Origin of the sequence: Dactylosporangium fulvum, from assembly GCF_025137375.1 — a bacterium.
GTDB classification, from domain to species: domain Bacteria; phylum Actinomycetota; class Actinomycetes; order Mycobacteriales; family Micromonosporaceae; genus Dactylosporangium; species Dactylosporangium fulvum.
Window position 1 is genome coordinate 7,106,820 of record NZ_CP073720.1, and the last position, 26,206, is coordinate 7,133,025.

Sequence of the window (26,206 nt, forward strand, 5' to 3'; positions counted from 1 at the left end):
GACACCCCGCGCCGAGCAGGTGTCGTCGAGAACCGGCGACACCGTGGTCCGGCTGAAGCCGACGGGACGAGGGACGTCGTGCCGAGCCAGCCGATCGTAGCCGTACACCATCTGCCCCTCCTGACCCTGCGCCTTACCGGCGTGTTATCGAATGGTGGAGGGCACGCTGCGGCTGGTCAAGATGATAATACGAATTATCTATGGCAGAACCACTCACTCGTAGGTGCTGCACCTCGAAGGCGCGGAGGGCTGTGATGGCCTCGTCCAGCCGTTCGCGGCGGATGAGGAGTTCCGCCCACGCGGGTTGGGCCGGGCAGTTCGGCGGCTGTCCCACCGTGACCGCCTCCTCCACCCGGCCGTGCGCACCCAATTGCCCGATGCGGCCCATGAAGAGATCGACCCGCCGATGCTCGTCCACGGCGGCGCGGGCGTCGATGGCGGCCGGGAGCGAGCACGAGACAGGACGCCATACTGGGTCCCAGCCGTTGACGTGGGTGATCGTCGAGCGAGCGCGCCGAGCATCAGGATGGGACAGCCGCCACCCACCAGGGCCGAACGGCTGGGGGCTTGCAGCGCGGTGGAAGGCACGAGGATCGGGTGGTCACTGCGGTGATTGCGTGGGCGGGAAGTCGACGGTGATCTGGAGACCTCCATCTGGCCGCGCGTGGGCGGCGAGTGGGGCGCCATGCGCTTGGGCGATGGCGGCGACGATGGCCAGGCCGAGGCCGTGTCCGCTGGTCTGGTTTGTGCGGTCGGTGCCGAGGCGCTGGAACGGTTGGAACATGCGGCTGATCTCGGCTGGGGGAATCTCGGTGCCGGTGTTGCTGACCGTGAGGCGGCCGGGGGCTGTCGTGGTGATCTCGACGGTTCCGCCTGGGATGTTGTGTCGCAGGGCGTTGTCGACCAGGTTCGTGACCAGGCTCGCGGCCAGACGCGCGTCGCCGGTCACGGCGGTCGGGGTGAGCGTGGTGCGGACGTCGATGCCACGATCTTGGGCTTGTAGGCGGTGGTCCAAGACGACGTTTCTGGTGAGGTCGGCGAGGTCGAATCGTTCCCGGTGGTCGATTCCCTGGTAGCCGGTGGCCAGGGTGAGCAGCGCGTTGATCAGGTGTTCCTGCTGTTGGCCGAGGGCCAGCAGTTCGTGGCAGGTCGATCGGAGTGTGTCGGCCGTGGCGTCGGGGTCGGCGAGGGTGAGCTGGAGCAGGGTCCGCTGCACGGTCAGCGGTGTGCGTAGCTCGTGCGAGGCGTTGGCGACGAACTGCCGCTGCGCGGTGATTGATTCGTGCAGCCGTTGCAGCAGGCTGTCGAGGGTGTCGGCGAGTTCGGTGAACTCCCGGTAGGCGGCCGGAACGCGCAGGCGGTGGTTCAGGGTGCTCGCGGACATGGTGCGGGCCGAGAGGGTGATCACGTGGAGGGGTCGCAGTGCCCGCCCGGCGATCAGCCAGCCGAGCGCGATCGAGACTGCGGCAAGGACGCCGAGCGCGACGGCGGAGTAGAGCAGCAGGTCGGGGAGGTTGCTGGTGGTTTGGCCGGCGGTGACTGGTGCTGTGGGTTGTCCGGGTGCCGGTCTCTGGGTGGTGTGGCTGGCGGTGAGCAGCGGAAGGTCCACCATGGCGAGCAGCACCACGCTGCAGGCGAAGGCGAGCCCGGCGTGCAGCAGCGCGAGCCGGGTGCGCAACCGGCGGCGTGGCGGTGGGCGGGTCACTGGTCACCGATCCGGTAGCCGCCTTCGCGGACGGTGTGGATGGCCGGCGGCTGGCCGAGCTTGGCGCGCAGTCTCCCGATCGTGGTTTTCACCGTGCTGGTGAACGGGTCGGTCGCGTCGTCCCAGACCCGTTCGAGGAGTTCTTCGGTGGAGACGACGCGGCCGGCGGCGGCGAGCAGGCACTCCAGGACCGCGAACTCCTTCGGGCTGAGGTCCAGCCGCCGCCCGGCGCGCATCGCGACCCGGCGGTTGGGATCCAGGGTCAGGTCGCCGTTGTCCAGCACCGGGGGCAGCGCCGGCGTGCAGCGGCGTCCCAGCGCCCGGATGCGCGCCACCAGTTCGGCGAAGTCGAACGGCTTGGGCAGATAGTCGTCGGCGCCCAGGCCGAGGCCCTCGACCCGGTCGCGGACGGTGCCGGCCGCGGTGAGCATCAGCACGCGAGTGCCCGCCCCGCCGGCCACGATCCGGCGGCACACCTCGTCGCCGTGCACCCCGGGCAGGTCGCGGTCGAGGACCACGACGTCATAGCGGGTGGCGGCCACCTGCTCCAGCGCGACGTGACCGTCGAGGGCTGCGTCCACGGCCATCGCCTCACGGCGCAGGCCGGCCGTGATCAGCGCGCTCAGCGTCCGATGGTCTTCAACCACCAACACCCTCATGATCATGATTCCTTTCCGGCACGGGCGCTGCCCACGGCCATGGGTCCACGATGCCAGCCGGCAGGTGACAACCCGGTGACAGCCGAACGCACCGGGCTGTCACCGGCGTCGGCGTACAAACGCTGCCATGAGCGATGCCACGATCGAGGTCGACGGGCTACGGAAGCGATACGGGTCGACAACAGCGCTGGACGGGATGACGTTCACGGCCGTCCCGGGGCGGGTGACCGGGTTCGTCGGGCCCAACGGAGCCGGCAAGTCCACCACCATGCGGATCATCCTGGGTCTGCACACCGCCGACGCGGGGCGGGCCCTGGTCGGGGGTCGGCCCTACCGGTCGCTGCGCTGCCCGCTGCGGCACCTGGGCGCGCTACTGGACGCGTCCGCACTGCACCCGGCCCGGACCGGACGGAATCACCTGCTGTGGCTGGCGCAGTCGCAGGGCCTGGGCCGCCGCCGCGTCGACGAGGTCATCGAGCAGGTGGGGTTGGTCTCGGCGAGCCGTCGCCCCGCCGGCGGATACTCGTTGGGCATGCGGCAACGGCTCGGCCTCGCGGCCGCGTTGCTGGCCGATCCGCCGGCGATCATGCTGGACGAGCCGTTCAACGGCATGGACCCCGAGGGCATCGTGTGGCTGCGCGGCCTCCTGCGCGCCCAGGCCGGGCAGGGGCGGGCCGTGCTGGTGTCCAGCCATCTGATGAGCGAGTTGCAAGGAATGGCCGACCACCTGGTGGTGGTCGGCCGCGGCAGGGTGATCGCCGACAGCAGCGTCGCCGACCTGATCGCGGCCGCCTCCGGGGACCGGGTGCGGGTGCGCACCGGCGCGCCGCAGCCGGCCGCCGCGGCACTCTCCACCGCGGGCGCACAGGTGACCCGCGCGGACGCGGACGTGCTCGCCGTGCGTGGACTGGCCGCCGAGCAGGTCGTTGCGGTGCTCACCGCCGGCGGGCTGCCGTTCTCCGAGCTCGCGCCGCACCGGGCCACCCTGGAGGAGGCGTACCTCGACCTGACCCGCGAGGCCGTCGAGTACCGCGCCGCCGCGACCGGACCGGCGTCGTGACCCGGCACCCGATGCTGCGTCTGCTGCGGGCGGAATGGACCAAGTTCCGGTCGGTGCCCGGCTGGGTGCGTGGCAGCGCGGTCGCGGCCCTCATGATCCTGCTGTTCCCGCTCACCGGGCTGGGCGGCGGGGCGCCCGAGCAGGCGTCGCCGGTCCCGATCGGGCCGGACGGCGCACCGGTCAGCGCCGGGTTCTACTTCGTGCACCGCCCCCTGTCCGGAGACGGCCGGATCACCGTCGCGGTCACCTCACTGACCTCCCTGCGCGCGGGAGACAGCGGCACGGCCGCGCCATGGGCGAAAGCCGGACTGATCATCACCGCGGGACCGGAGCCCGGCTCACGCTACGCCGCGGTCATGGTCACGGGTGAGCACGGGGTGCGGATGCAGCACGACTATCTCTACGACCGTGCCGGGCTGCCCGGTGCCGTGTCCGCCACCGCGGTGCGCTGGCTACGGCTGACCCGCTCCGGTGACACCATCACCGGTGAAGCCTCAACAGACGGCACGCACTGGAGCCAGGTCGCCACGGTCCGGCTGCCCGGGCTGGCCGCCACCGTCCAGGCCGGCCTGTTCGTGGCCTGCCCACAACAGGTGCAGGGTGTCGGCACGGCCGGCGACATGGCCACCGCCGCCTTCAGCGTCCCGCAACTGGCGGGTGACTGGCCCGCGACTACCTGGACCGGTGACCAGATCGGAGCCCACACCGCCACCTTCGCCGGCTATCCGCGTGGCGGTTCCGGAGGGTTCGCCCCGACCGGGGACGGGTTCACCGTGACCGGATCCGGCGACCTCGCCCCGGCCACCCGCAGTGACCTGCCCGTCGGAGTTGCCGCTGGCGACCTGCTCTTCGGGACGTTCCCGGCACTGATCGTGATCGTCGTCGTGGCCACCCTGATGATCACCACCGAGTACCGGTACGGGCTGATTCGCAGCACGCTCAGCGCCAGCACGCGCCGGGGTCGGGTGCTCGTGGCCAAGGCCGTCGTGCTCGCCGGTGTCACGTTCACGACCAGCCTGGCCGCCACCCTGCTCGCGATACCGCTCTGGTTGCGGCTGGTCCGCAGCCTCGGCATCTACCTCTTCCCAACCACGTCCGGCGCCTTGCTCCGCGCCCAGATCGGCACCGCCGCACTGCTCGCCGTCACCGCCGTCTTCGCCCTGGCCGTCGGCACCATCCTGAGACGCAGCGCCACCGCGGTCACCACCGTCGTCGCCGCCACCGTGCTGCCCTACCTTCTGGCGCTGACCCCGTTCCTGCCGCCACCCATGGCACAGTGGCTGACCCGGGTTACACCCGCCGCCGCCCTCGCCGTGCAGCAGACCTTGACCCGCTACCCCCAGGTCGACAGCGTTTACACCCCGGCCAACGGCTACTACCCTCTGCCACCCTGGGCCGGACTGGCCGTGTTGTGCGGGTACACCGCGCTCGCCCTCGCCCTGGCCGTCGTCCTGCTGCGCCGGAGGGACGCATGAACACCGCGCTGAGAGCCATACACGCTGAGTGGACGAAACTGCGTACCACGCCCGGCCCTGCGTTGCTGCTCCTGGCCGCCGCGACCGTCACCGTGGTGCTTGGCGCCGCCGTATGCGCCACCGCCACCTGCCCGCATACCGGCTGCGGCACCGACGCCACCCGGCTCATCCTCAGCGGCGTATACCTGGGACAAGCCCCGATCGCGGTGCTGGCCGTGCTTGCTGCCAGCGGCGAGCACAGCACCGCGCTGATCCGCACCACCCTGGCCGCCATTCCCAACCGCCCGACGGTGCTGGCCGCCAAGGCACTCGCGCTCACCGTCGCGGTGGCCGCCGTCGGGAGCCTTACCCTGCTCGTCTCCCTCCTGGTCGCCGGGATCGTCCTGCCCCGTCACGGGTTCACGCCCGACCACGGATACCCGCGCCTCTCGCTTGCCGACGGGCCCCTGCTGCGAGCCAGTGCCGGCTCGGTCGCCTACCTGGTCCTGATCGCGGTCCTGAGCCTCGGCATCGCCGCCGTCGTGCGCGACTCCGCCGCCGCGATCGGAACCGTTCTCGGACTGCTCTACCTCCCGCCGCTCCTCACTCAGATGGTGACCGACCCGCACCTGCACCGACTCCTCGAGCAGGTCGCACCGATGAGCGCCGGACTGGCCATCCAAGCCACCACGGACGTGCACCGCCTACCTATCGGGCCCTGGGCCGGCCTCGCCGTGCTCGCCGCATGGTCTGCCGGGACGCTCCTGGCCGGCACACTCCTGCTCCGGTTCCGCGACACATGACCGCGCTCCCCTCACCGACCAGGTTCGCCGCACCAGCGCCCACCGTCCGACCCCGACACGAGGGTCCCGACCCACCCATGGAAACTGAACCGACCAGTCGGTACAGTATTTCCGATGGACGCCTCCCCTTCCCAGGCACCCACAACGACGGCAGAGCTCCCAGCCCGTCATCGCTGGGCGGCCCTCGGCGTGCTGGCCGCGGCTGTGCTGCTCCTGGCAATCGACGGAACAGTGCTGGCATTGGCGGTGCCGGCGCTGACCGAGAGCCTGTCACCGACCGCGGAGCAGATCCTGTGGATCGGGGACATCTACTCGCTGGCGCTGGCGGGCCTGCTGGTGTTGATGGGCAACCTCGCAGACAGGTTCGGACGCAAGCGGATCCTGCTGGCCGGCTCGGTCGCGTTCGGTGCCGCGTCTCTGCTGGCGGCGTTCTCAACGACCGCCGAGATGCTGATCGCCGCGCGGCTGCTGCTCGGTGTCGCGGGCGCGACGTTGATGCCGTCGACGCTGTCACTGATCCGCAACATCTTCCCGGACGATGCCGAGCGAACCCGGGCGATCGCAGTCTGGTCGACCGCGTTCGGTGCCGGCTCGGCGATCGGCCCACTGGTCGGCGGGTTCCTGCTGGAGCACTTCTGGTGGGGCTCGGTCTTCCTGATCAACATCCCGGTCATGGTCATTGTGCTCGTGACAGGGCTGATCCTGCTCCCGGAGTCGAAGGACCCGAACCCGGGAGGCTTCGACGTGCTCTCCGCGCTGCTGTCGATGGTCACGATCGTGCCGATCGTCTACGCGATCACACACGTGATCGGCTCCGGCCTGAACCCGGTGATCATCGGCTGTGTCATCGTCGGACTGGCCGGGGGTGCGCTGTTCGTACGCCGACAACGCCGGATGGACAACCCGATGCTGGACGTGGAGTTGTTCCGCAGCCCCGCGTTCTCCGGCGCGGTCGCCGCGAACGTGATCTCAATCTTCGCCCTGGCCGGCCTGCTGTTCTTCTTCTCGCAGTACCTACAGTTCGCCCGCGGCTACAGCCCTCTCCAGGCAGGCCTGGCGGAGCTGCCCTCCACGATCGCCTCGATCGTCGTCGTCGCCGCCATCGGTGTCCTGGCCGCCCGTCTCGGCCGCGGGCGAGCGATCGCACTCGGTCTGTCCATGGCCGCGGCAGGGCTTGCGTTCGTCGCGCTGGCCGCGAGCGCCGACTCGTACGTATGGCTCGCGCTGTGCCTCGTCCCGATTGGATTTGGTATCGGGCTGGCACTGACCCTGACCGGCGACGCAATCGTTGCAGCCGCGCCGCCGCGCAAGGCCGGTGCGGTGTCCGCGATCGCCGAGACCGGGAACGAGCTCGGCGTCGTGCTCGGCATCGCCGTGCTCGGCTCGCTCGTTTCCCTCGTCTACCGCGCCACGGTCGTCGTCCCGGACACGGTCGCACTCGACGTGGCCGCACGCGTCGAGGACTCGATCGGGGCCGCGCTGAACACCCTCGACCCCGACGATGCGCTGGCCTCCGTCGCCCGCGACGCGTTCGTCACCGCGATGCAGGCCACCTCGCTCGTCGCCGCCGCGCTTACCTTGGGCGGCGCCGTCGTCGCGCGGTTGCTGATCCCCTCCATGCGCGTCCCCTCCGGGCGCAGCACCGCCGAACCCGCCCGAGCCGGCGCGGACCTCGATGCCACCGAGTGAGACCTCTCCCCCCGGCCACGACCGCGGTCCGCGCGAGCCCCACGCGGCGTGTGTGATCGACGGCGCCTACCCGGTGGACCAGCCGCGAGCGATCGAAGCCGCAGCAGATGCCGGGGCACCGGTCACCATCGCGCCCTGGGACGGCCGAGCCGTCCTCGTTACGGGCGCCAGCAACCCTGACCGGCTCGTCCGGCCGCCGTTCCCAGTGCCGGTGCACGCGCTGCGCGCCGCTCATGCGATCCTCGAAGGCATACTGCCGTGGGCGATCCCCCAACGCCGAGGAGCCTGAGCTATGGGACGCACCGCCGGCCGATCCCCCGAAGACACCAGGCGCGCCCTGCTGGACGCGGCGGGCAAGGCCATCCGCGCCCGCGGCATCCACGCATCGCTGGACGACATCGCCCGGCACGCCGGGGTTTCCAAGGGCGGCCTGATCTACCACTTCGCCAGCAAGGACGAGCTGATCCTGGAGCTCGCCCGCGACCTGCTCACCTCGTTCCGGTCCGACATCACCGCGCAGCTCGACCCCCACGACACCGAGCCCGGACGGCTCACCCGGGCATACATCCGCACGCTGCTCGCCCCCGCAGATGACGAGACTGCGGCACGGGAGGCCATCGAGCTCATCGCCCAGCTCATGACGATCCCTGCCGTCGCTGAACTCGCCCGCGCCCACTACGAACAACTCGACGCGGAACTCGCGGCCGATGGACTCCCTGACGACGTGCGCACCCTCGTGATCGCCGCCGCCGACGGCATCAACAGCGCACCCCTGTGGGGGGCCTCCATGCAATACATGCAGGACCCGAAATGCCAACAGCTCGAGCAGCGCCTCATCCAGCTCACCCGACAACCCGAGCTGTGGCAGCAGCTCCCCTGGGACGCTGCCTGACAGCGGCCGGCACCCGCCCGACCAGGACAGCTACAACAAACCTTGTCAAGCGGTGCCGCGCCGCAGAGCCGGGCCGTGGCGTCCGTGGTCCCGTCGCGGGGCGTGCTCCGCGCTCGACCTGACCCGGGTTCCTTGATCATCGGAAACATCCGGCGGTCCAGGCAACCCGAAGTTTCCCTTGATCTACCAACCGCAGCCGCACCACCCGGCCAGACCCAACCGCCGCACCCGTGATCGCGATCACGGCCACAAACCGGTCCCCATGTCGGGTGGACACGCCGGCGTCGTCAGCGCCGTTGTGATCGCCGGGGCGTGGATGGTCCGGTGTTCCTGGGATTGGTCCGGGGCCTGTGCCGCGGGTGGCCGGGCGGGGTGAGCCGACCGCCGCGACGACTACGACACCCGGAGCGGGAGGAGCGGGCACCTTCGCGGCCCGGGCAGGGTCCCGGTCGACTGCACGGACAACGTCTGGGCGGGCTGCACCGGGTGAAGAATCGGGTCGATCTTGACAGCCTGGCGATCAGCGGTTCAGCGCTTCGGCCCATCCGTTTCATCAGGTGCCGGACCAACGCCTCGCACACCCGCGCTGCGGCATCGCGGTCGGTGGACAGCGGGGGAGAATTCGCTCCGCGACGGTTTGCGTGGCAGCACCGGGGAAGTGCTCCACTGCGCTCGTTGTTGAGCTCACGCGCAGCGTGCCGCCCGGTGGGCACTCATCGGTGAGCAGGTCCAGGAGTCAGCGCCAGGAAGTCCGGTCCGAGGTGGGTCATGAGGATGCGCGCCACCATCGCGGGTACGTTGCTCATCACCGCCGTCGTCTCGATCATCCTCGTGGGAGAACCGCACCATTCGAATGGGGCACCGCAACGAGCCGGGTTCCATGTGGACAACGGGCGCCTCTACGATGCCGACAACAACGAGTTCGTCATGCGTGGCGTGGGCCACAGCCACGCGTCGTATCCGGAACGAACGGCCCGGATGTTCAGCGACGTCAAGGCGATGGGCGCCAACGCCGTACGTGTCGAGTTGTCCACCGGCGTGAGTGCAAAAAGAAACGACGCGGCCGATGTCGCGCACGTGATCGCGCTGTGCCGGCGCAACCGTCTCATCTGCGTCCTGGTGGTGCACGACACCACGGGGTGGGGTTACCGCACGGACGCCATTCCGCAGGCACGGGCGGTGGACTACTGGATCAGCATTCGCAAGGCGCTCATCGGCCAGGAGAAGTACGCCCTCATCAACGTCGCGAACGAACCATACGTCCTCGACAACTTCCGCACCTGGCCCGGCGACACGATGGACTCGATCCGCCGCCTGCGCAGAGCGGGCATCCATCACACCCTCCTGGTCGACGCGCCCGACTGGGGTCAGGACCTGTCATTCACCATGCGGGACCACGCCGCCGCCGTCTTCGCCGCCGATACGGAGCGGAACACCGTCTTCTCCATTCACATGTATGGAGCTTTCTTCCGCGCCACGAACGTCCACGACTACCTCGGCCGGTATCTCCGGGCGAGGCTTCCCGTCGCGGTGACCGAGTTCGCGTACACGCATCACGACGGCGACGTCGACGAGGATGCGATCATGTCCGAGGCGCAGGCGCACCGCATCGGCTATCTCGCTTGGTCCTGGAGCGGCAACAGCGGAGACGTCAGCAACCTCGACATGGTGACCCAGTTCAACGCCAAGTCGCTCACCTGGTGGGGTCGGCGAGTATTCAACGGTACCGATGGCATCCGGCAGACCTCCCGTGAGGCGACCGTCTACACGCCATAGTTCGACACTCGCACCGGCACCAGGCTGCGTACGCCGGAGTCGGCCGACTTCAGTTCGAAGCAGGCCAGGCCGGCGTGGCTGCGCCGCAGCAGCCCGCCGGCTCCGGCGGCTCGGTCGGCACATAGAGCAAACATCTTGACGTTTGCTCTATCACCGCGTCCAATGTGGTGATGACGACGGATGCCGGGTTGCTTCTGGTCGGGCTGCGGTGCGTGTTGTGCGGGACGGCGCACCGGCCGACCATCGACGCGTCGGTCTGCCCGCGCCACGACGGACTCGCCGGCATCCTCGACGTGGTCATCCCCGCCGCCGGAGCACGCTCGGGCGCCGGGGACGACCCCCTCGACCGCTACCGGTCGCAGCTCCCCCTGCCGCCCGGTCCGCGGCGGCTGCCGTCGGGCTACCTCACCACGACCCCGTTGCTGCCGGCGCCCCGGCTCGCCGCCGACCTCGGCGTGGCCGAGCTGCTGATCAAGGACGAGAGCCGCAACCCGACCGGGTCACTCAAGGATCGCTCCTCCGCCCTCGCCGTGGAGCTCGCCGCGCATGCCGGGTTCACCGACATCGCCTGCGCCTCCACGGGCAACGCGGCGTCGAGCCTGGCGGGCGCGTGCGCCGCTGTCGGCCTGACCGCGCGGATCTTCGTGCCGGCGGCGACACCGCCCGGCAAGCTGGCGCAGCTCGCCGCGTTCGGCGCCGAGGTCATGCTGGTGCGCGGCAGTTACGACGACGCCTACTACCTGTGCGAAGAGGCGGCCCACGCGTTCGGGTGGTACGACCGCAACTGCGCCGTCAACCCGTACCTCATGGAGGGCAAGAAGACCTGCGCGCTCGAGATCGCCGACCAGCTCGGCAACGCGGGCGCCGACTGGGTCAGCGTCGCGGTCGGTGACGGATGCACGGTCGCCGCGCTGGGCAAGGGGCTGGCGGAGATGCGACTGCCCCGGACCCCGCGGCTGCTGGCCGTGCAGCCGGCGGGCGCCGCACCGATCGCCGACGCCTGGGCCCGCGGCGACGAGAACGCCGTACCGGTGACGGCGAACACCCTGGCCGACTCGGTGTCGGTCGGCGCCCCGCGCAACGCGGTCAAGGCGCTGCGTGCCGTGCGGGCAGGCGGCGGCGCTTTCGTCACCGTCACCGACGACGAGATCCTCGAGGCGGCGCGGATCCTCGGCACCCGGGCCGGTGTCTTCGCCGAGCCGGGCGCGGCGGCCGGGATCGCCGGAGTCCGCCGTGCCCGCGCGGAAGGGCTGATCGGGCCTGACGACCGGGTCGTCCATGTGGTCACCGGCAGTGGCTTGAAGACCGCGGCGCCGGTCGGCGCGGCGTTCCCGGAGATCGCGCCGACCCTCGACGCCGTGCGCGCGGTGGTCGACCTTGGCTGACGACCACGGCTTTGTCCCGGTGCGCGGTGGACGGCTGTACGAAGACGTGGTCGACCAGATCACGTACGCGATCCGGCGCGGGCGCTACCTGCCGGGCGATCGCATGCCGAGCATCGACGAGCTCGCCGTCCTGCTCGGCACGAGCCGCCCGACCGTCCGCGAGGCCGTGACCCTGCTGGCCGAGGCGGGTGTCGTATCGGTCCGGCGCGGCCACACCGGCGGCATCGTGGTGGCCACCTCGACCGTCCCGACCCACGTGCTCGGCCTCTCCCGCACCGGGCACCGCGCGACGCTCGCCGAGCTGACCGAGGCGCGGCGGCCTGTCGAGCAGGAACTGGCCCGCCTCGCCGGCCGGCGGGCGACGGAGGAGAACTTCCGCGCCATGGCGGAGGCGATCGCGTTGCTCGGCCCGGCGCGCGGCAACCGGGCCGAGTGGGTGCGCGCCAACGACCTGTTCCACTACGAGATCGCCCGAGCCGCGCGCAGCCCCCGCCTGGCCCTGTACTCCCATCAGATCATGGAGGAGCTGGCGATCCTCCTCGACGGCTTCGACAAGAAGTACACCGACTACGACCACACCGTGCACGTCCACGAGGAGACGTTGCACGCGCTGCGCAACCGCGATCCGGGCCGGATCGCGGCGGTGATGGACGACCATCTGGGCGAGCTGGAGGACACGTGATCGGGATCGTCGGTGCACGGCTGTTCGACGCGGTGGACGGCACTGTACGTGAAGCGACCGTCACCATCCACGATGGACTGATCAGCGCCGTCGGACCGGCGGCCCCGCCCGGGGCCACGATCCTCGACGGCACCGGCATGACACTCCTGCCCGGCCTGATCGACTGCCACACCCACCTGTGCGCGACGGCGACGACCGACATCATCGCCCAGATGACCGGCGACAGCCCCACGCGTGCCGCCATCCATGCCGTGCGCAACGCGCGGAGCCACCTCGACGCAGGTGTGACGACGGTACGCGACTGCGGGGCCCTCGGCGGCATCGCGATCGAGGTGTCCCGCGCCGTCGACGACGGCCTGGTCGAGGGCGCGCGGGTGCAGGCGGCCGGGCTCGTGATCACGATGACCGGCGGCCACGGCTATTTCCTCGGCCGCGAGGTCGACGGCGTCGACGAGGTACGCAAGGCGACCCGGCTGGCCGTGAAGGAGGGCGCCGGCTTCATCAAGGTGATGTCGACGGGCGGCCTGCTGACGCCGGGCGTCACGGCCGGGCGCACGGCGTACGCGCCGGAGGAGCTCAAGGTGCTCGTCGGCGAGGCGCACAACGCGGGGCTGCGGGTCGCGACGCACGCGATCGGCACCGAGGGGATCAAGAACGCGCTGCGGGCCGGCGTCGACTCCGTCGAGCACGGGTTCTACCTCGACGACGAGGCCATCGAACTGCTGCTCGCCCGCGACGACGTCTACCTGGTGCCGACGCTCGCGGGCGTGGAGTGCGCGCTCGCGTCCGGCGACCGGCTGGCACCGTGGCTGCGGGCCAAGTCGGAGGCGGTGGTCGCCGACCGCGAAGCCAGCTTCCGGCGGGCGCACGCGGCCGGTGTGCGGTTCGCGGCCGGCACCGACGCCGGTACGCCGTTCAACCAGCACGGCGGGCTGGCCGAGGAGATCACGCTGATGGCGCGGATCGGGTTGTCACCGGCCGAGGCACTGATCGCCGCGACCCGCCACGCCGCGGCCAACCTCGGCCTGGCCGACCGGATCGGCACGATCGAAGTGGGCAAGGTCGCCGACCTGGTCCTGGTCGAGGGTGACCCGCTGGCCGACCTCTCCGCGCTGCGCCGCGTGCGGCAGGTCATCCAGGGCGGTGCCCCACGGTCCCCGGCAGCGCACCGGTGAACCGGCCGGCGCTGACCACGGCGGTACCGTTGACGAGCACCTCGTCGACGCCGGCGGGCGTGCTGATCAGCGCGTCCTCCCGTACCGCGGTGCCGACACCGGCCGGGTCGAACACGACGACGTCGGCCCGGTAGCCGGCCGCGAGCACGCCACGGTCGGTGAGCCCGATCTGTGCGGCAGGCTCCGCGGTCATCCGGGCGACCGCCTGCTCGATCGGGACCAGGCGTTCGTCACGGACGAAGCGGCCGAGCATCTCCGGGGCGTAGCCCCAGTCGGAGGCGCACATCGCGTGCCCGGCGAGCGGGCCGTCGAGCGCGCCGGTCAGGCCGTCGCCCATCACCAGGAAGTCCGGCTGCAGCAGTGCCCACCGCAGATCGGCGTCGTCGAAGACCCGCTCGACGACCACGGCGTCGTAGAAGTCGACGTCGGCGCGGCGCAGCACCTCGAGGACCACCTCGGGCAGCGACATGCCCCACTCGCCGGCGAGGTCGCCGAGCGACCGGCCGACCAGCGCGCCGTCGCCGCCGTCGGACGCGAGGTAGCAGGTCGCCGCGACGCCGCCCTCGAGCGCGTCGACGAACCGCTGGTCGAGGTCGTCGAGGAGGCTCCGGTCGGCGAGCCGGCGGGCCACCTCGCGCCGCGGTGCGTCGCGGATCGACATCGGCACGACAAAGGTGGGCAGCGGGGTGGGGCCGTGCGGAAACGGGAAGACGTCGAGCCGCGACCGGGTCGGGCCGGCGCGGACCACGTCGACGGCGCGATGGAACAGCGACCGGTCGGTGGCGGTCGGCCGCCGCACGAAGTGCGAAAGCTGGAGCCGGCATCCGGTGCGGCCGGCGATTGCGACCGCCTCCTCCGCCGCCTCCACGATGCGGTCCGTCCTGTTGCGACAGTGCGAGGCATAGAGGCCCGCACGCTCCCCGACCGGGCCGGTGACGGTGATGAGCTCCGCGGTGTCGGCGGCCAGACCCGGCGCGTACTCCAGGCCGGTGGAGATACCCACCGCGCCGGCGTCCATCGCCTCGCCGACCAGCTCGCGCATCCGGTCGAGCTCGGCACGGCGCAGGGCGCGTGTTTCGAACCCGGCAACGGCGAGCCGCAGCGCGCCGTGTGCGATGAGCGGGAACACGTTGACGCCGACGCCCCGGCCGCGAAGCACGTCCAGGTATTCGGGGAATGTGCGCCAGGTCTGCCGATCGTCCCACGCGGCACGCCAGCCGGGGATGTTCGTCGGCACCAGCGGCGCCGACCGGTCGGTGACGGGTGCGACGCCGTGCCCGCAGTTGCCGGTCACCACGGTCGTGATGCCTTGCGCGACGCTGCTCTGCGCGCGGCCGTCGACGGCGAGCGTGAAGTCCGCGTGCGAGTGGATGTCGATGAATCCAGGGCTCACGACCTTGCCCGTGACGTCGAGCGTCCTCCGGCCGGCGAAGGCGCCGGGCGCGCCGACCGCGGCGATCCGGTCGCCGTCGACGGCGACGTCGGCGAGCACTGCCGGGCCGCCGCGACCGTCGACGACGGTGCCGCCGGTCAGCACGAGGTCGTGGGTCCGGGGCTCAGTCATGGAGCCGGTACGGGCAGAAACGCGAGGGCGGCCCCGACGATGGTCTCGATGCCGCGGCGCAGCGTGGGCAGTCGGTCCGGGGCGTAGTACGGCGTGTGCTGGCCGGGCATCCGGGCGATGCGCTCACGCAGGTCACCGCTCGCCGCGTCCCAGAGCGTGGCCGCGGTGCTGCCGTAGAACCACATCGACACCGGGATCGCCGGTCCGGGATAGTAGCGCCCGTCGCCGGGCTCTCCGAAGTACGCGAAGTCTTCGCTGCCCTTGTTGGGCCACGGCAGATCGACCATGTCCTCGGCCGGGAAGAGCTCGGCGTGCACCGCCCGCACCCGGGCGGTGACGTCGGCGTCGTTACGGACCGGCAACGTCTGCTCGATCAGCTCGATGTCGGGTGACCGGGGTGCCCGGCCGGCCGCGGCGACGCCGCGCACGATCCGCTCCATCGCGGCCTGCAGTTGGTCCATCACGTCCTCGGAGGTGCCTCGGAGGGTGACCTCGAGCACCGCCTCGGCCGGAATGATGTTCGGCCGGGATCCGGCGTGGACGGAGCCCACGGTGAGCACGGTCATCTCGTCGGGGTCGACCTCGCGCGAGACGACGGTCTGCAGCATGACGACGGTCTGGGCGGCGAGCACGACGGGGTCGACGGACCAGTGCGGGGCGGCGCCGTGCGCGCCGTTGCCGTGGATGGTGATCCGGAAGTTGCGGCAGGCCGAGTAGGCGATCCCGGGCCGGTGGTGCACCATCCCGGCGCGCGTGACGGCGCAGTGCTGGGCGAGCACGACGTCCGGGCGGGGGAAGCGGCCGTCGGCGCGGAACAGGCCGTCGGCGAGCATCGCCTTCGCGCCCTGCATCGATTCTTCCGCCGGCTGGGCGATCAGCACGAGCGTGCCGGACCATGCCTCGCGGCGCTCGGCGAGGAGCCGAGCGGCCCCGACCAGGCTCGCGGTGTGCAGGTCGTGACCGCAAGCGTGCATGACCGGCACCATGGTGCCGTCGGCGCGGGTGGCGATGGCGGTGCTCGCGTACGGCAGCCCGGTGTCCTCCGCGATCGGCAGCGCGTCGAAGTCGGCGCGCACCGCCACCACCGGCCCGGCCCCGTTGGCGAGCACGCCGATGACGCCGTGGCCGCCGACGGCGGGGGTCACCGCGAGGCCGGCCGCGGCGTAGCGGTCGGCGATGACTGTGGCCGTCCGCGCCTCGGCCCCGGACAACTCGGGGTTGGCGTGCAGGTCGCGGTAGAGCGCGTCGATGTCCGGCAGAACCAGGTCGAGATCGCCGAGCACCGCGCGGACCCGGTCAGCGGTCTCCTGCGGGGATTCGATCACCATTGGCGCCTCCCGGGGTGGGGTCCGTCAGCCGATCAGGCGGCTGCCCGAGCCTGTTCGAGCCACAGACTAGCTTTCGTTCTTACGCCGACTCAAGGAAGAGTGCGCATATTTTCGAAATTCTATTGACTAGTCGAACACCTCAGCCTGATGCTGGAGCGGGCCGGACGGCCGGCCTCTCGGCGAGCAAGGAGCGGCACATGCGGATCGCGAACGTCGACGGCCGGCTGACCATCGTCACGGAGGTCGGTGGCATCGACGTCGAGCGGGCGAGCGGGGGTCGTTACCCGGCCGACCCGGCCGCGGTGTACCCGCGCTGGACCGAGTTCCGGGAATGGGCCGGGTCGATCGACGACACCGTCGACGCCGTGCCCATCGACGAGGCCACGCTCCGCGCCCCGTCGCCGCGGCCGGCGCAGGTCTTCGCGATCGGGCTCAACTACGGGGCGCACGCGCTCGAGGCGGGGTACGAGATCCCTGAGGTCCCTGTGACGTTCACGAAGTTCTCGACGTGCATCACGGGCCCGCACGGGGACCTGCCGATCCCCGGTGACGCGGTCGACTGGGAGGTGGAGCTCGTCGCGATCATCGGAGTGCTGGCGACGCACGTCTCCCCCGACGACGCGTGGCGCCACGTCGCGGGGCTCACCGTCGGGCAGGACTACTCCGAGCGCCGGGTGCAGACGCTCGGGCAGACGCCGCAGTTCAGCCTCGGCAAGTCGTTCCCGGGCTTCGGCCCGACCGGACCGTGGCTCGTCACGCTCGACGAGTTCGACGACCTGGACGACCTCGCCCTCGAATGCCGGGTCAACGGCGAGGTGATGCAGTCCGGGCGGACCCGCGACATGATCCTCTCGGTGCCGGGCATCGTGTCGCGCCTGTCGGCGGTGTGCCCGTTGCTGCCCGGCGACCTCATCTTCACCGGCACGCCCGACGGTGTCGGCTCGGGCCGGACACCGCCGGTCTACCTGCGTCCGGGCGACGAGGTGGTCAGCACGATCGAGCGGATCGGCGCGATCCGCCAGCGATGCGTGGTCGCGGCACACGCGGTCGTCTAGGCTTCATGATCCGGTTGAGAGCGTCGCGAGCACTCATCACCGCGCCCGCACCCAAGCCGACCAGCAGAGACCCGAAGGTTAAATAACAAGACTAGTTCGTCGCCGGCGGGTCCGGGCGCAGATGGCGGTCGAGGAAACGATCGACCGCCTCGGCCCGGCGGACCCGGCTCGACGGGCGGCCGTGCAGGTTCATCAGGTGCCCCTCGCCTGGTATGCGGACGAGATCGACGTCCCGGCCGAGGGCCCGCAGCGCCGCGTGCATCTGCTCGCTCTGCGCCACCGGACACACCTGGTCGTGCTCGGCGTGGACGAGCAGGAGCGGCGTGGTGATCCGGTCGGCGTGCACGAGCGGTGAACGGTCGACGAACCGCGGCGACGTCCACGGCGTGCCGCCCATCGGCAGGTCCCAGAACGACGGTGGACCAACGCCGGCTCCCCAGGCCGCGACGAAGTCGCTGATGCCGTTCTCGCTGATCGCGGCCGCGAATCTGGTGCTGTGCGCGACGGCCCACTGTGTCATGAACCCGCCGTAGCTCACGCCCCAGATCGCCGTGCGGCGGCGGTCCACCGTGGGCAGCGCGGTCGCCACGTCGACGGCCTCGCACACGTCCGACCAGTCGGTGCCGCCCCAGTCGCCCCGGATGGCCGTGGCGAACGCCTCGCCGTAGCCCTGGCTGCCGCGGGGGTTGAGGGTCAGCACAGCGTAGCCCCGCGCGGCGAGCCGCTGGACCTCGGCGGTGAACCGCCAGCCGACCGCACCGTGCGGGCCGCCGTGGACGTTGACCAGCAGTGGCCGTGGCGCGGCGCCGGGCCCTGCGGTCAGCCAGGCGTCGATCGTGACGCCGTCGTGGGCACGCACCGGCAGCGGTACCGTCGGCAGGGCGTGACGCGCGACGTCGGGGTTGGCGTCGGTCACCGGATCCGACCGGTGCGACGCCTCGTCGGCGACATGGACGTCGCCCGGGTTGGCCGCGTCAGTGCGCACGAACGCGAGCCGGCCGCCGCCGACGGTCGGGGTCAGGCAGGCGTGGTCGCCTTCGAACACGAGACCGTCGGTGCCCGACGCCGGGGCGAACCAGGCGAGCGGGCCCCGTCCGCCGACCGCGACCTCGGCGTAGATCCGGCCGGTCGCCGCCGACCACACCAGCGGCGCGTCGCCGGTGCCGCGCGGGTCGTCGCCGCGGACGGGGTTGCCGAGGCCGTGGGTCCACGCCGCGGTCAGGTCGGCCGGTGCCTGCCCGGCGCGGTCGGTCAGCCAGAGGCGCAGGTTGACGTCGCCCGCGTCGCCGTGCCGGTGGCCCAGGTAGGCCAGCCGGGTCCCGTCGGAGCTCCACGCGAAGCCGCGGACCGGGCCCGTGCCGTCGGTGACACGCGTGACCGGCCCCGCTCCGGCGGCGTCGAGATGGCACAGGTCGGGCCGTGCACCGAACCGGGTCGTCAAGAAGCCCAGCCGTGCTCCGTCCGGTGACCACTGTGGACCGTAGGAGTCGTCCGGAACCGTCCACAGCGGACGGCCACCGTGGTCGATCACCTCGATCCGCCGCCGGCGCGCGTAGAGGCCCGGCAACCCGTCGACCCGAGACCCGTCGAGCGACTCGACGAGCGCGACGCGGGTGAACGCCAGTCGGGTGCCGTCCGGCGACCATGCCGGTTCGGTGACCCGGCCGCCGTCGGCCGCCGCCAAGCACCGGGCGGCGCCGGTCGCCAGGTCGAGCATCCACAGTGCACCGGCGCGGCACACCGCCAACCGGCGGCCGTCGGGCGACCAGCGCGGTGCCTCGCCGTCGCCGAGCCAGGTCGTCGGTCCGCCGCCGGCCGCCACGACGCCGACCCGTGACACCACAGCGTCGGCGGCGTGGTCGAGGGCGCGTTCGACGTACGCCACCCGGTCACCGGCGGGCGACAGCCGCGGGTCGCTCAGCCAGCGCAGGTCGGCGGTCCGCTCGTCAGTCACCGAAGTCGAGCACAGCCGTGAGCGGGGAGTCGTCCGCGAACAGCGCCCGGTAGGCGGAGGGCGCGTCGGCGAACGGCACGCGCACCGCCCGCATCGCGCTGAGGTCGACGCGTCCCTCGGCGAGCAGGCGCACGAAGTGGCCCATGTTGCGGTTCTCGGTCCACCGTACGGCGTTGACCGGCAGGTCGACGTTGTTCTCCTCGTAGACCGGGTCGTAGCGGCCGGGGCCGTAGGCGACCGACGGCACGAACGTGGCCTGCGCGGCGAAGAACCGCTTGCGGTCGAGGTCCATGCCGAAGTCGCCGAGCGCCACCACGCGCCCGCCCGGGCGGAGCAGGTCGAAAGCGAAGTTGACCAGCGTGCTACCCGGGTCGGCGGCCGCCACGATCACCGCGTCGACGCCGAAGCCGCCCGTCAGCGCCCGTACCCGTGCGAGCCCTTCCTCGCCGGTGCCGGAGAGCGTCGCGACGGCACCCAGCGCGGTCGCGAGCGCGAGCCGCTCGACGTTGGTGTCCAGTGCGACCACGTAGATGCCGGCCGACGCCGCCAACTGCGCGATGAGCAGGCCCAGCATGCCGCTGCCGAAGACCGCGACGGTCTCGCCGAAGCGGCACCCGGTCCGGCGCAGGGCCTCGATGGAGACCGCGCCGAGGGTGACGTGGGCAGCCGCCTCCAGCGGTATCCCCGCCGGTACCGGGACCACCAGGTTGCGTGGCACGGCGACGAGGTCGCAGTGGTAGGCGCACTGGCTGCCGCTGCACGCGACCCGGTCGCCGGGCCGCAGGTCGAGCACGTCCGCACCGACGGCGACGACCGTGCCGGCGAGGCTGTAGCCGAGCGACGCGGCGTCGGTCGGCGGCATCTGCGGCATCCGCGTCTGGCCGCGCACGGCCGCCGAGCGGATCGTGCGCCACTCGAACGCCGTGTTGGGGTACTCGTGCGCCTCGGCCACGCTGGTGCGGGTGGCCCGGACGATCGACCGCTCGGTGCCCGGGCTGATCACCGAGTACCGCGGGCGGACGACCACGTCGCCGGGCCCGGGTGTGGGGTCCGGCACCTCCCGCAGGATGATCTCGCCGTCCTGGGCGAGCACCCGGCGCGCCATCAGCGCGCCGCCCGCGCGACGCCCCGCGCGTGCGGGCGTACCTGCGGATTGACGATCGACCCGGACCAGCCGGTGCGCAGCCATTCGACGGTGGCGCCGCACACCTCGCGGCGCAGGTCGCGCACCGACTGCGGCGAGTTGGCCCCCTCGTGCGGGGTGAGGATGACGTTGTCACGCCCGCGCAACGGATTGTCGGCCGGCAACGGCTCCTGCTCGAACACGTCGAGCGCCGCACCGCCGAGCCGGCCGGCGTCGAGCGCCGCGACCAGCGCCTCCTGCCGCACGACGCCGCCCCGGCTGGTGTTGACGAGCACGGCGTGCGGCCGCATCAGCGCGAGCGTGTCCGTATCGAACAGGTGCCGGGTCGTCTCGGTCAGCGGCACGTGGACGCTGACGAAGTCGGACGCGGCAAGCAGCTCCTCGAGGCCCACGCGACGCACGGCCGCGTCGACCGTGGTCGCGACCGGGTCGTAGCCGAGCACGTTCGCACCGAACGCCGACATGATCCGCGCGACGTGGCTGCCGATCCGGCCAAGTCCGATCACGCCCACCGTGCTACCGGCCAGCCGGCGGTGCGGGGCCGGCCCGTGGCGCCACAGTCCCTGCTGGCCCTGACGGTCCCGGTAGACAACCTGGCGGGAGATCGCGAGCAGCAGCGCGGCGGCGTGCTCGGCGACGTCCTGGGTGCAGTAGGACGGCGCGTTGGCCACCGCGACGCCGAGTTCCGTTGCCGCCGCCACGTCGATCTGGTCGTAACCGACGCCCCAGCGGATCGCGAGACCGAGGCGCGGCAGCTGGAGCAGGACGTCGCGGTTGAGGTGCGGTGTCCACTCCAGCCAGATCACGTCGGCATCGCGGGCCGCGTCGACCAAGGCGTCGGCGTCGCCGGCGCGGATCACGGTCAGGTCCGCGCCGACCTCGGCCAGCGCGGCCACCTCCTCGTCGTACGGCGCGAGATCGCCGACGTACTCGACCTGGACGACCGAACTCATCGCGGGCTACCTCCGGAACTCTGCTGGTTCTGCGGGACGAACGGCGCGAGCACGTCGGCGACGAGCCGGGCCTGGGACATGTCGTTGTACAGGTGGAACGAGAGACGGACCTGCGCGTCACCGCCGGTCCCGGCCGGTGGCGGCACCGAGCTGACGATGCCGGCGCCGCGGAGTGCGGCGGCGGCCGCGTCGCGGTGCGACACCGGGACCGCGAGCACCGACGAGCCGGTCGGCGGCAGCCCGAGCAGCTTGGCCGCCTCGTCGGCGAGGCTGACGCACCATTCGCGGCGCTCGGCGGCCGGCACGCCGACGAGGAACTCCAGGGCCGGTACGGCGCCGACCCAGGCGTGCCAGGCGAGCGAGACGTCGAACCGTGCCGCGGTGCCGGCGAGGTCGGCGAGTTCCGGCCCGTAATAGTGGGCGTACGCGTCGCCGGCCGACCGCCACGACGCGACGGCCGGCGGCACGGTGTCCCACCGCTCCCGCGCAATGCGCATCAGCGCCACACCGCGCGGGCAGAGCAGATGCTTGTACGCCGCGACGAGGACGTAGTCGAGGCCGAGCGCTTCGGCCTCGACCGGCAGTACACCGGCCGCGTGCGTGGCGTCGACGAGCACGGCCGCGCCGAACGCGTGCGCCGCGGCGGAGACCGCCGGGAGGTCCTGCACGCGGCCGTCGTTGGAGCGCACGTGGCTCGTGACCACCAGCGTGGTCCGCGGACCGACCTCGCCGGCGAGCGCGTCGAACGGCACCTGGCGGACGCGGACGCCGCGGTGGCGGGCCGCGACGAGCGCGGGCAGCAGTACCGACGCGAACTCCCCCTCGGGGGTCAGGATCTCGTCGCCCCGCGACAGCGAGCCGACGACGACGCCCGCACCGACCGAGACGGCCGGCAGCAGCGCGATCTCGTCGACCGGGGCGCCGAGCAACGTGCCGGCCGCGGCCCGGCACCGTTCCGCCTCCACGTCCCAGTCGTTGACCCAGTCCGCCGAACCGTCGCGCCACGTGGTGAGGGCGCCTTCCAGTGCGGCGACGGTACCGGCGGTGGGCAGCCCGTACCCGGCGGTGTTGAGGTACGTGCGGGGCAGCGGAGCAAACTCCGTGCGAGCGGCGGGATGCACGGTCAGGACCCTCCGCCCAGGAACTCCGCGGACCGCTCCGGGTTGGGGACCGCCGCGATCAGCTCCATCGTGTACGGATGCTCGGGCGCCCGCAGCAGCCGCGTGGTCGGCCCCGACTCCCGGATCGCGCCGTGCTGCAGGATGATCGCCTCGTCGGCGACCGCCCGCAGCACGCCCAGGTCGTGCGTCACGAAGACCACGGTCAGCTCCCGCTCGGCCCGCAGGCCCACGAGCAGCTCGAGGATCGACGCCTGGACCGACACGTCGAGCGCCGAGGTGACCTCGTCGCAGAGCAGCACCTCGGGCTCGGCCAGCAGCGCCCGGCCGATCGCGATCCGCTGGCGCTGCCCGCCCGACAGATGCCGCGGGAACCGGTCGAGCAGGTCCGGCGAGAGCCGCACCTGGCGCATCATCTCGGCGACCGCGTCGCGCCGGTCGCGCCGGGCGATGTCCGGCCGGAACAGCTTGAGCGGCCGTTCGAGCGACTGGTAGACGGTGTGCCGGGGGTTGAGGGTGGCGTCGGGGTTCTGGAAGACGATCTGGATCGCCCGGCGCAACGCGACGGGGCGGGCGCCGGCGAGCTCCGGCAGGGCCGCGCCGCGGTAGGTGACCGTGCCCGACGACGGCCGCACCAGGCCCGCGATCGCCCGCAGCAGCGTCGACTTGCCGCTGCCGCTCTCCCCCGCGATGCCCAGCGCACGGCCCGCCGGCACCCGTACCGACACGTCGTCGACGGCCACGAACGGCTGGCCCGAGCCGGGCCGGGCAAAGACGACGCCGAGCCGGTCGACGGCGAGGATCGCGGCGGCCTCCGCCCCGGCGACCGGTGCCGACCGTGCCGTCGCGGTGGCGGGGGCCGGCTCGGCGGCCGGGTCGAACGGCGGGAGGTCGTCGAGGCGGACGCACCGCGCGGCGCGGTCGCCGGCCAGCGCGATCAGCGGGATGTCGGTGTCGCACGCCCCGGTGCGGAAGCGGCACCGCTCGGCGAACCCGCAGACGTGCACCGGTACCGATGGGCGCGGGATGCCCGGGATGCCGTGCAGCGGCCGGTCCGAGGCGATCGTCGGCACGGCGCCGATCAGCGCGGAGGTGTACGGGTGCCGCGGCGCCGCGTACACCTCGGCGGCGACGCCCTGCTCGACGACCTGGCCGGCGTACATGATCGCGAGCTCGTCGCAGACGGTCGCGAGCAGCGCGAGGTTGTGGCTCACGTACAGCGCGGCGATGCCGGCGTCGCGGGCGAGCGCCACGATCAGCCGGTTGACGTGTGCCTGGGTGACCACGTCGAGGCCGGTCGTCGGCTCGTCGAGGATCAGGACCTCGGGCTCGACCGACAGTGCCAGCGCGAGCGCGATGCGCTGCTGCTGGCCGCCGCTGAACTGGTGCGGGTACTTGTGCAGCGCGGTCTCGGGCTCGGGGATCTCGACCCGCCCGAGCCACTCGACGCTGCGCCGCACGGCCGCCGCCGTGTCGAGGCCGCGGTGCCGGCGCAGCCCTTCGACGAAGTGCCGCAGGATGGTCAGCGCCGGGTTGAGCGAGGTCGCGGTGTCCTGCGGCAGGTACGCGAGCCGCGCGCCCCACACCTTGCGCAGCTCCTTGATCGAGGCGCGGTCGAGGTCGCGGCCGTCGAACGCCACCCGGCCGGCGAGCGTCTCCTGGCCCGCGACCCGGTAGCCGAGCAGCGACAGCGCGAGCGTGCTCTTGCCGGAGCCGGACTCACCGGCCAGACCGAGAATCCGCCCGGGCCGGAGGCGGACCGACACCTCGGCGAGGACCTGGGTCAGCCCGGCGCGCGACCGGTACCCGACCGAAAGGCCATCCGCCGCGAGGTCGCCGTCATGTTGCGCGGGCACCCGCGCGGTCTGCGTCGTCACACCATCAGCCGTTCGTGGATGCGGTCGCCGAAGAACTGCGTCAGCGCGTCGGCGATGAGGTTGACCGCGATCGCCAGCACGCCGATCATCAGCGCGGGCACGAGCACGCCGACCGGCGAGACCAGCAGCAGTGCCCGGTTCTGGGCCACCATCACGCCCCAGTTGGAGCTGGGTGGTTGCACGCCGAGTCCGAGGAAGCTCAGCGAGGCGATGAACATGATGGCGTACGTGAAGCGCAGCGCGATCTCCACGAGCAGGGTCGGCCCGATGTTCGGGGTGATCTCCCGGAACAGGATCCAGCCCAGCGACTCGCCCCGCGCGCGGGCGGCCAGCACGAACTCGCGCGGCGCGACGGCCTGCGTCGACGACCGGATCACCCGCGTGATGTAGGGCGCGTAGACCACCGCGACCGCGGTGACCACCACCGCGCCGCCGCCGCCGAACGCCGCGACCACGACGAGGACCGCGAGGTACGAGGGGATGGCCAGGGCGATGTTGATGACCCAGGTGACCACCGAGTCGACCTTGCCGCCGAGGTAGCCGGAGACCAGGCCGACGAGCGTGGCGACCACCATGGCGGCGGAGACCGCGAGCAGCGGCAGGAGGATCACCGAGGCGCCGCCGTGCAGCACCCGGCTGAGGATGTCGCGGCCGTAGGCGTCGGTTCCGAGCCAGTGCTCGGCGGACGGGCCGAGGATGGGCTGGTCGCTGATCTCGTTGGGCGAGTCGGGCGCGACGAACGGCCCGATCACGACCAGCAGCAGGAGCAGCAGGAGCAGCGCGACACCGAAGCCGCCCTGCGGGATGGCGAGGAAGCTGCGCCACCCGCGCCGGCGGGGCGCCGCGACGTCGGCCGCGGTGACGAAACTGAGCCGGCGCCGACTGACCGGGTCTCCGCCGACGGGGCCTGTGTCATTGAGCATGTCGGCGCTCATCGAACCGCGTCCCGGAGCTTCGGGGTCACGTAGACGACGATCGCGTCGGCGGCCAGGTTGGCGATCACGAACAGCGCGCCGATCATCAGCGCGAGCGCCTCGACGACCGGCGCGTCGCGGGACGCGGCCGACTGCGCGAGCAACTGGCCCATGCCCGGGAAGCCGAAGAGAGTCTCCGCAACCACCACGCCTCCGATCAGACCGGCGAACTGAAGGCCCAGCGCGGTGACCACCGGCGGGGCCGCGTTGGGCAGGATGTGCCGCAGGGACAGCGACGGCTCGGTGACCCCGCGCAGCACCGCCGCCCGTACGTAGGTTTCCGACGTCACCTCGCGGGCGTTGGCCCGCATCAGGCGGATGATGTAGGGCACCGTGCCGAGCGCGATCGTGATGCCGGGCAGCACGTACGCCGTCGGGCTGTCGAACAGGCCGCCGGCGCTGACCGCGGTCGAGTCGACCGGGAGCCACGCGAGCCAGACACCCAGCACGATGGCCAGGATCAGGCCGAGCACGAACTCCGGGAACGCCGCGACGATCAGCGTCACGAAGGTGAGTGACGCGTCCCGGCGGCCACGCAGCCGGACGCCGGAGTAGAGCCCGATCGGCACCGCGACGACGACGGTGAGCAGCCAGGCGAACAGCACCAGGACGACGGACGGGCCCAGCCGGGGCGAGATGACGTCCCAGACCGGGCCGTTGGACTGGTAGGAGATGCCGAGGTCGCCGCGGAAGATCCCGCCGAGCCAGTCGAGGTAGCGGACCACGACGGGCTTGTCGAGGCCGTGGCGCTGCTGGAAGGCGGTCACCTGCGAGTCGGTGGCGTACTGGCCGAGGATGTCGCGGGCCGGGTCACCGGCGATCGCGGTCAGCCCGAAGATCACGATGGTGATCGCGAAGAGCGTGACCACGAGCGTGACGAGCTGGCGGACGAGATAGGGCAGGCGGCGGGGCGCCCTCCGCGGGTGAAGGCGCCCGGCCTGCGTGGTGGTCTGCGTCAT

General features: G+C 72.0%; 21 protein-coding genes. 10 read left to right on the top strand and 11 right to left on the bottom strand.

The window, feature by feature from the left end:
* Positions 1 to 601 precede the first annotated feature (601 nt).
* Positions 602 to 1,705 carry a sensor histidine kinase gene (locus tag Dfulv_RS32725; protein WP_259857668.1) on the bottom strand — a complete coding sequence of 368 codons (1,104 nt, stop codon included), beginning with the start codon at positions 1,703 to 1,705 and terminating at the stop codon, positions 602 to 604.
* A complete protein-coding gene (locus Dfulv_RS32730) occupies positions 1,702 to 2,364 on the bottom strand; it encodes a response regulator transcription factor (RefSeq protein WP_259857669.1) in 663 nt (220 codons plus the stop codon). Before Dfulv_RS32730 ends, Dfulv_RS32725 begins: the two co-directional genes overlap by 4 nt.
* Before the next feature lie 127 nt (positions 2,365 to 2,491).
* Here Dfulv_RS32730 and Dfulv_RS32735 point away from each other — a divergent pair, with 127 nt between their 5' ends.
* The 9 genes from Dfulv_RS32735 to Dfulv_RS32775 all read left to right on the top strand — a co-directional run bounded on the left by Dfulv_RS32735 (position 2,492) and on the right by Dfulv_RS32775 (position 13,280).
* Positions 2,492 to 3,424, top strand: coding sequence for an ABC transporter ATP-binding protein (locus Dfulv_RS32735; protein WP_259857670.1), 933 nt, complete (start codon positions 2,492 to 2,494; stop codon positions 3,422 to 3,424).
* Positions 3,421 to 4,899, top strand: coding sequence for a DUF1349 domain-containing protein (locus Dfulv_RS32740; protein ID WP_259857671.1), 1,479 nt, complete (start codon positions 3,421 to 3,423; stop codon positions 4,897 to 4,899). Before Dfulv_RS32735 ends, Dfulv_RS32740 begins: the two co-directional genes overlap by 4 nt.
* A complete protein-coding gene (locus Dfulv_RS32745; protein ID WP_259857672.1) occupies positions 4,896 to 5,681 on the top strand; it encodes an ABC transporter permease in 786 nt (261 codons plus the stop codon). Before Dfulv_RS32740 ends, Dfulv_RS32745 begins: the two co-directional genes overlap by 4 nt.
* Positions 5,682 to 5,795: 114 nt before the next feature.
* On the top strand, positions 5,796 to 7,370 hold the full coding sequence (locus Dfulv_RS32750; protein WP_259857673.1) for an MFS transporter: 1,575 nt from the start codon (positions 5,796 to 5,798) through the stop codon (positions 7,368 to 7,370).
* Between the two features lie 292 nt (positions 7,371 to 7,662).
* On the top strand, positions 7,663 to 8,262 hold the full coding sequence (locus Dfulv_RS32755; protein ID WP_259857674.1) for a TetR/AcrR family transcriptional regulator: 600 nt from the start codon (positions 7,663 to 7,665) through the stop codon (positions 8,260 to 8,262).
* Between the two features lie 774 nt (positions 8,263 to 9,036).
* Entirely contained in the window at positions 9,037 to 10,038 is a 1,002-nt protein-coding gene (locus tag Dfulv_RS32760; RefSeq protein ID WP_259857675.1) for a glycoside hydrolase family 5 protein, read from the top strand.
* A gap of 170 nt (positions 10,039 to 10,208) precedes the next feature.
* Positions 10,209 to 11,423, top strand: a complete 1,215-nt coding sequence (gene thrC / locus Dfulv_RS32765) for a threonine synthase (RefSeq protein WP_259857676.1) — start codon at positions 10,209 to 10,211, stop codon at positions 11,421 to 11,423.
* On the top strand, positions 11,416 to 12,105 hold the full coding sequence (locus Dfulv_RS32770; RefSeq protein ID WP_259857677.1) for a FadR/GntR family transcriptional regulator: 690 nt from the start codon (positions 11,416 to 11,418) through the stop codon (positions 12,103 to 12,105). Before thrC ends, Dfulv_RS32770 begins: the two co-directional genes overlap by 8 nt.
* Entirely contained in the window at positions 12,102 to 13,280 is a 1,179-nt protein-coding gene (locus tag Dfulv_RS32775; protein ID WP_259857678.1) for a metal-dependent hydrolase family protein, read from the top strand. The genes Dfulv_RS32770 and Dfulv_RS32775 overlap by 4 nt, the downstream gene beginning before the upstream one ends.
* On the opposite strand, the gene Dfulv_RS32780 is transcribed toward Dfulv_RS32775, so the two are convergent.
* Together Dfulv_RS32780 and Dfulv_RS32785 are read right to left on the bottom strand one after the other, a co-directional pair.
* The gene (locus tag Dfulv_RS32780) at positions 13,237 to 14,844 is read right to left on the bottom strand and encodes an N-acyl-D-amino-acid deacylase family protein (protein ID WP_259857679.1); all 1,608 of its coding nucleotides are present in this window, start codon (positions 14,842 to 14,844) and stop codon (positions 13,237 to 13,239) included. The two genes, Dfulv_RS32775 and Dfulv_RS32780, sit on opposite strands and share 44 nt — an antisense overlap.
* On the bottom strand, positions 14,841 to 16,172 hold the full coding sequence (locus Dfulv_RS32785) for an amidohydrolase (protein WP_259857680.1): 1,332 nt from the start codon (positions 16,170 to 16,172) through the stop codon (positions 14,841 to 14,843). The genes Dfulv_RS32780 and Dfulv_RS32785 overlap by 4 nt, the downstream gene beginning before the upstream one ends.
* Positions 16,173 to 16,369: 197 nt before the next feature.
* Here Dfulv_RS32785 and Dfulv_RS32790 point away from each other — a divergent pair, with 197 nt between their 5' ends.
* On the top strand, positions 16,370 to 17,227 hold the full coding sequence (locus Dfulv_RS32790; RefSeq protein WP_259857681.1) for a fumarylacetoacetate hydrolase family protein: 858 nt from the start codon (positions 16,370 to 16,372) through the stop codon (positions 17,225 to 17,227).
* Positions 17,228 to 17,318: 91 nt separating this feature from the next.
* Here the strand turns inward: Dfulv_RS32790 and Dfulv_RS32795 are convergent, their stop codons facing one another.
* The 7 genes from Dfulv_RS32795 to Dfulv_RS32825 are packed head-to-tail and all read right to left on the bottom strand — an operon-like array spanning position 17,319 to position 26,206.
* Positions 17,319 to 19,181 carry a S9 family peptidase gene (locus Dfulv_RS32795; protein ID WP_259857682.1) on the bottom strand — a complete coding sequence of 621 codons (1,863 nt, stop codon included), beginning with the start codon at positions 19,179 to 19,181 and terminating at the stop codon, positions 17,319 to 17,321.
* A complete protein-coding gene (locus Dfulv_RS32800) occupies positions 19,174 to 20,286 on the bottom strand; it encodes a zinc-dependent alcohol dehydrogenase (protein WP_259857683.1) in 1,113 nt (370 codons plus the stop codon). The genes Dfulv_RS32795 and Dfulv_RS32800 overlap by 8 nt, the downstream gene beginning before the upstream one ends.
* A complete protein-coding gene (locus tag Dfulv_RS32805) occupies positions 20,286 to 21,278 on the bottom strand; it encodes a C-terminal binding protein (protein WP_259857684.1) in 993 nt (330 codons plus the stop codon). The genes Dfulv_RS32800 and Dfulv_RS32805 overlap by 1 nt, the downstream gene beginning before the upstream one ends.
* Positions 21,275 to 22,399 carry an aminotransferase class V-fold PLP-dependent enzyme gene (locus Dfulv_RS32810; RefSeq protein ID WP_259857685.1) on the bottom strand — a complete coding sequence of 375 codons (1,125 nt, stop codon included), beginning with the start codon at positions 22,397 to 22,399 and terminating at the stop codon, positions 21,275 to 21,277. The genes Dfulv_RS32805 and Dfulv_RS32810 overlap by 4 nt, the downstream gene beginning before the upstream one ends.
* Before the next feature lie 2 nt (positions 22,400 to 22,401).
* Positions 22,402 to 24,273, bottom strand: coding sequence for a dipeptide ABC transporter ATP-binding protein (locus Dfulv_RS32815; protein WP_259857686.1), 1,872 nt, complete (start codon positions 24,271 to 24,273; stop codon positions 22,402 to 22,404).
* Positions 24,270 to 25,196 (bottom strand): ABC transporter permease, encoded by a 927-nt coding sequence (locus tag Dfulv_RS32820; RefSeq protein WP_259857687.1) that lies wholly within the window; start codon positions 25,194 to 25,196, stop codon positions 24,270 to 24,272. Before Dfulv_RS32820 ends, Dfulv_RS32815 begins: the two co-directional genes overlap by 4 nt.
* 8 nt (positions 25,197 to 25,204) lie before the next feature.
* Positions 25,205 to 26,206 carry an ABC transporter permease gene (locus Dfulv_RS32825; RefSeq protein ID WP_259857688.1) on the bottom strand — a complete coding sequence of 334 codons (1,002 nt, stop codon included), beginning with the start codon at positions 26,204 to 26,206 and terminating at the stop codon, positions 25,205 to 25,207.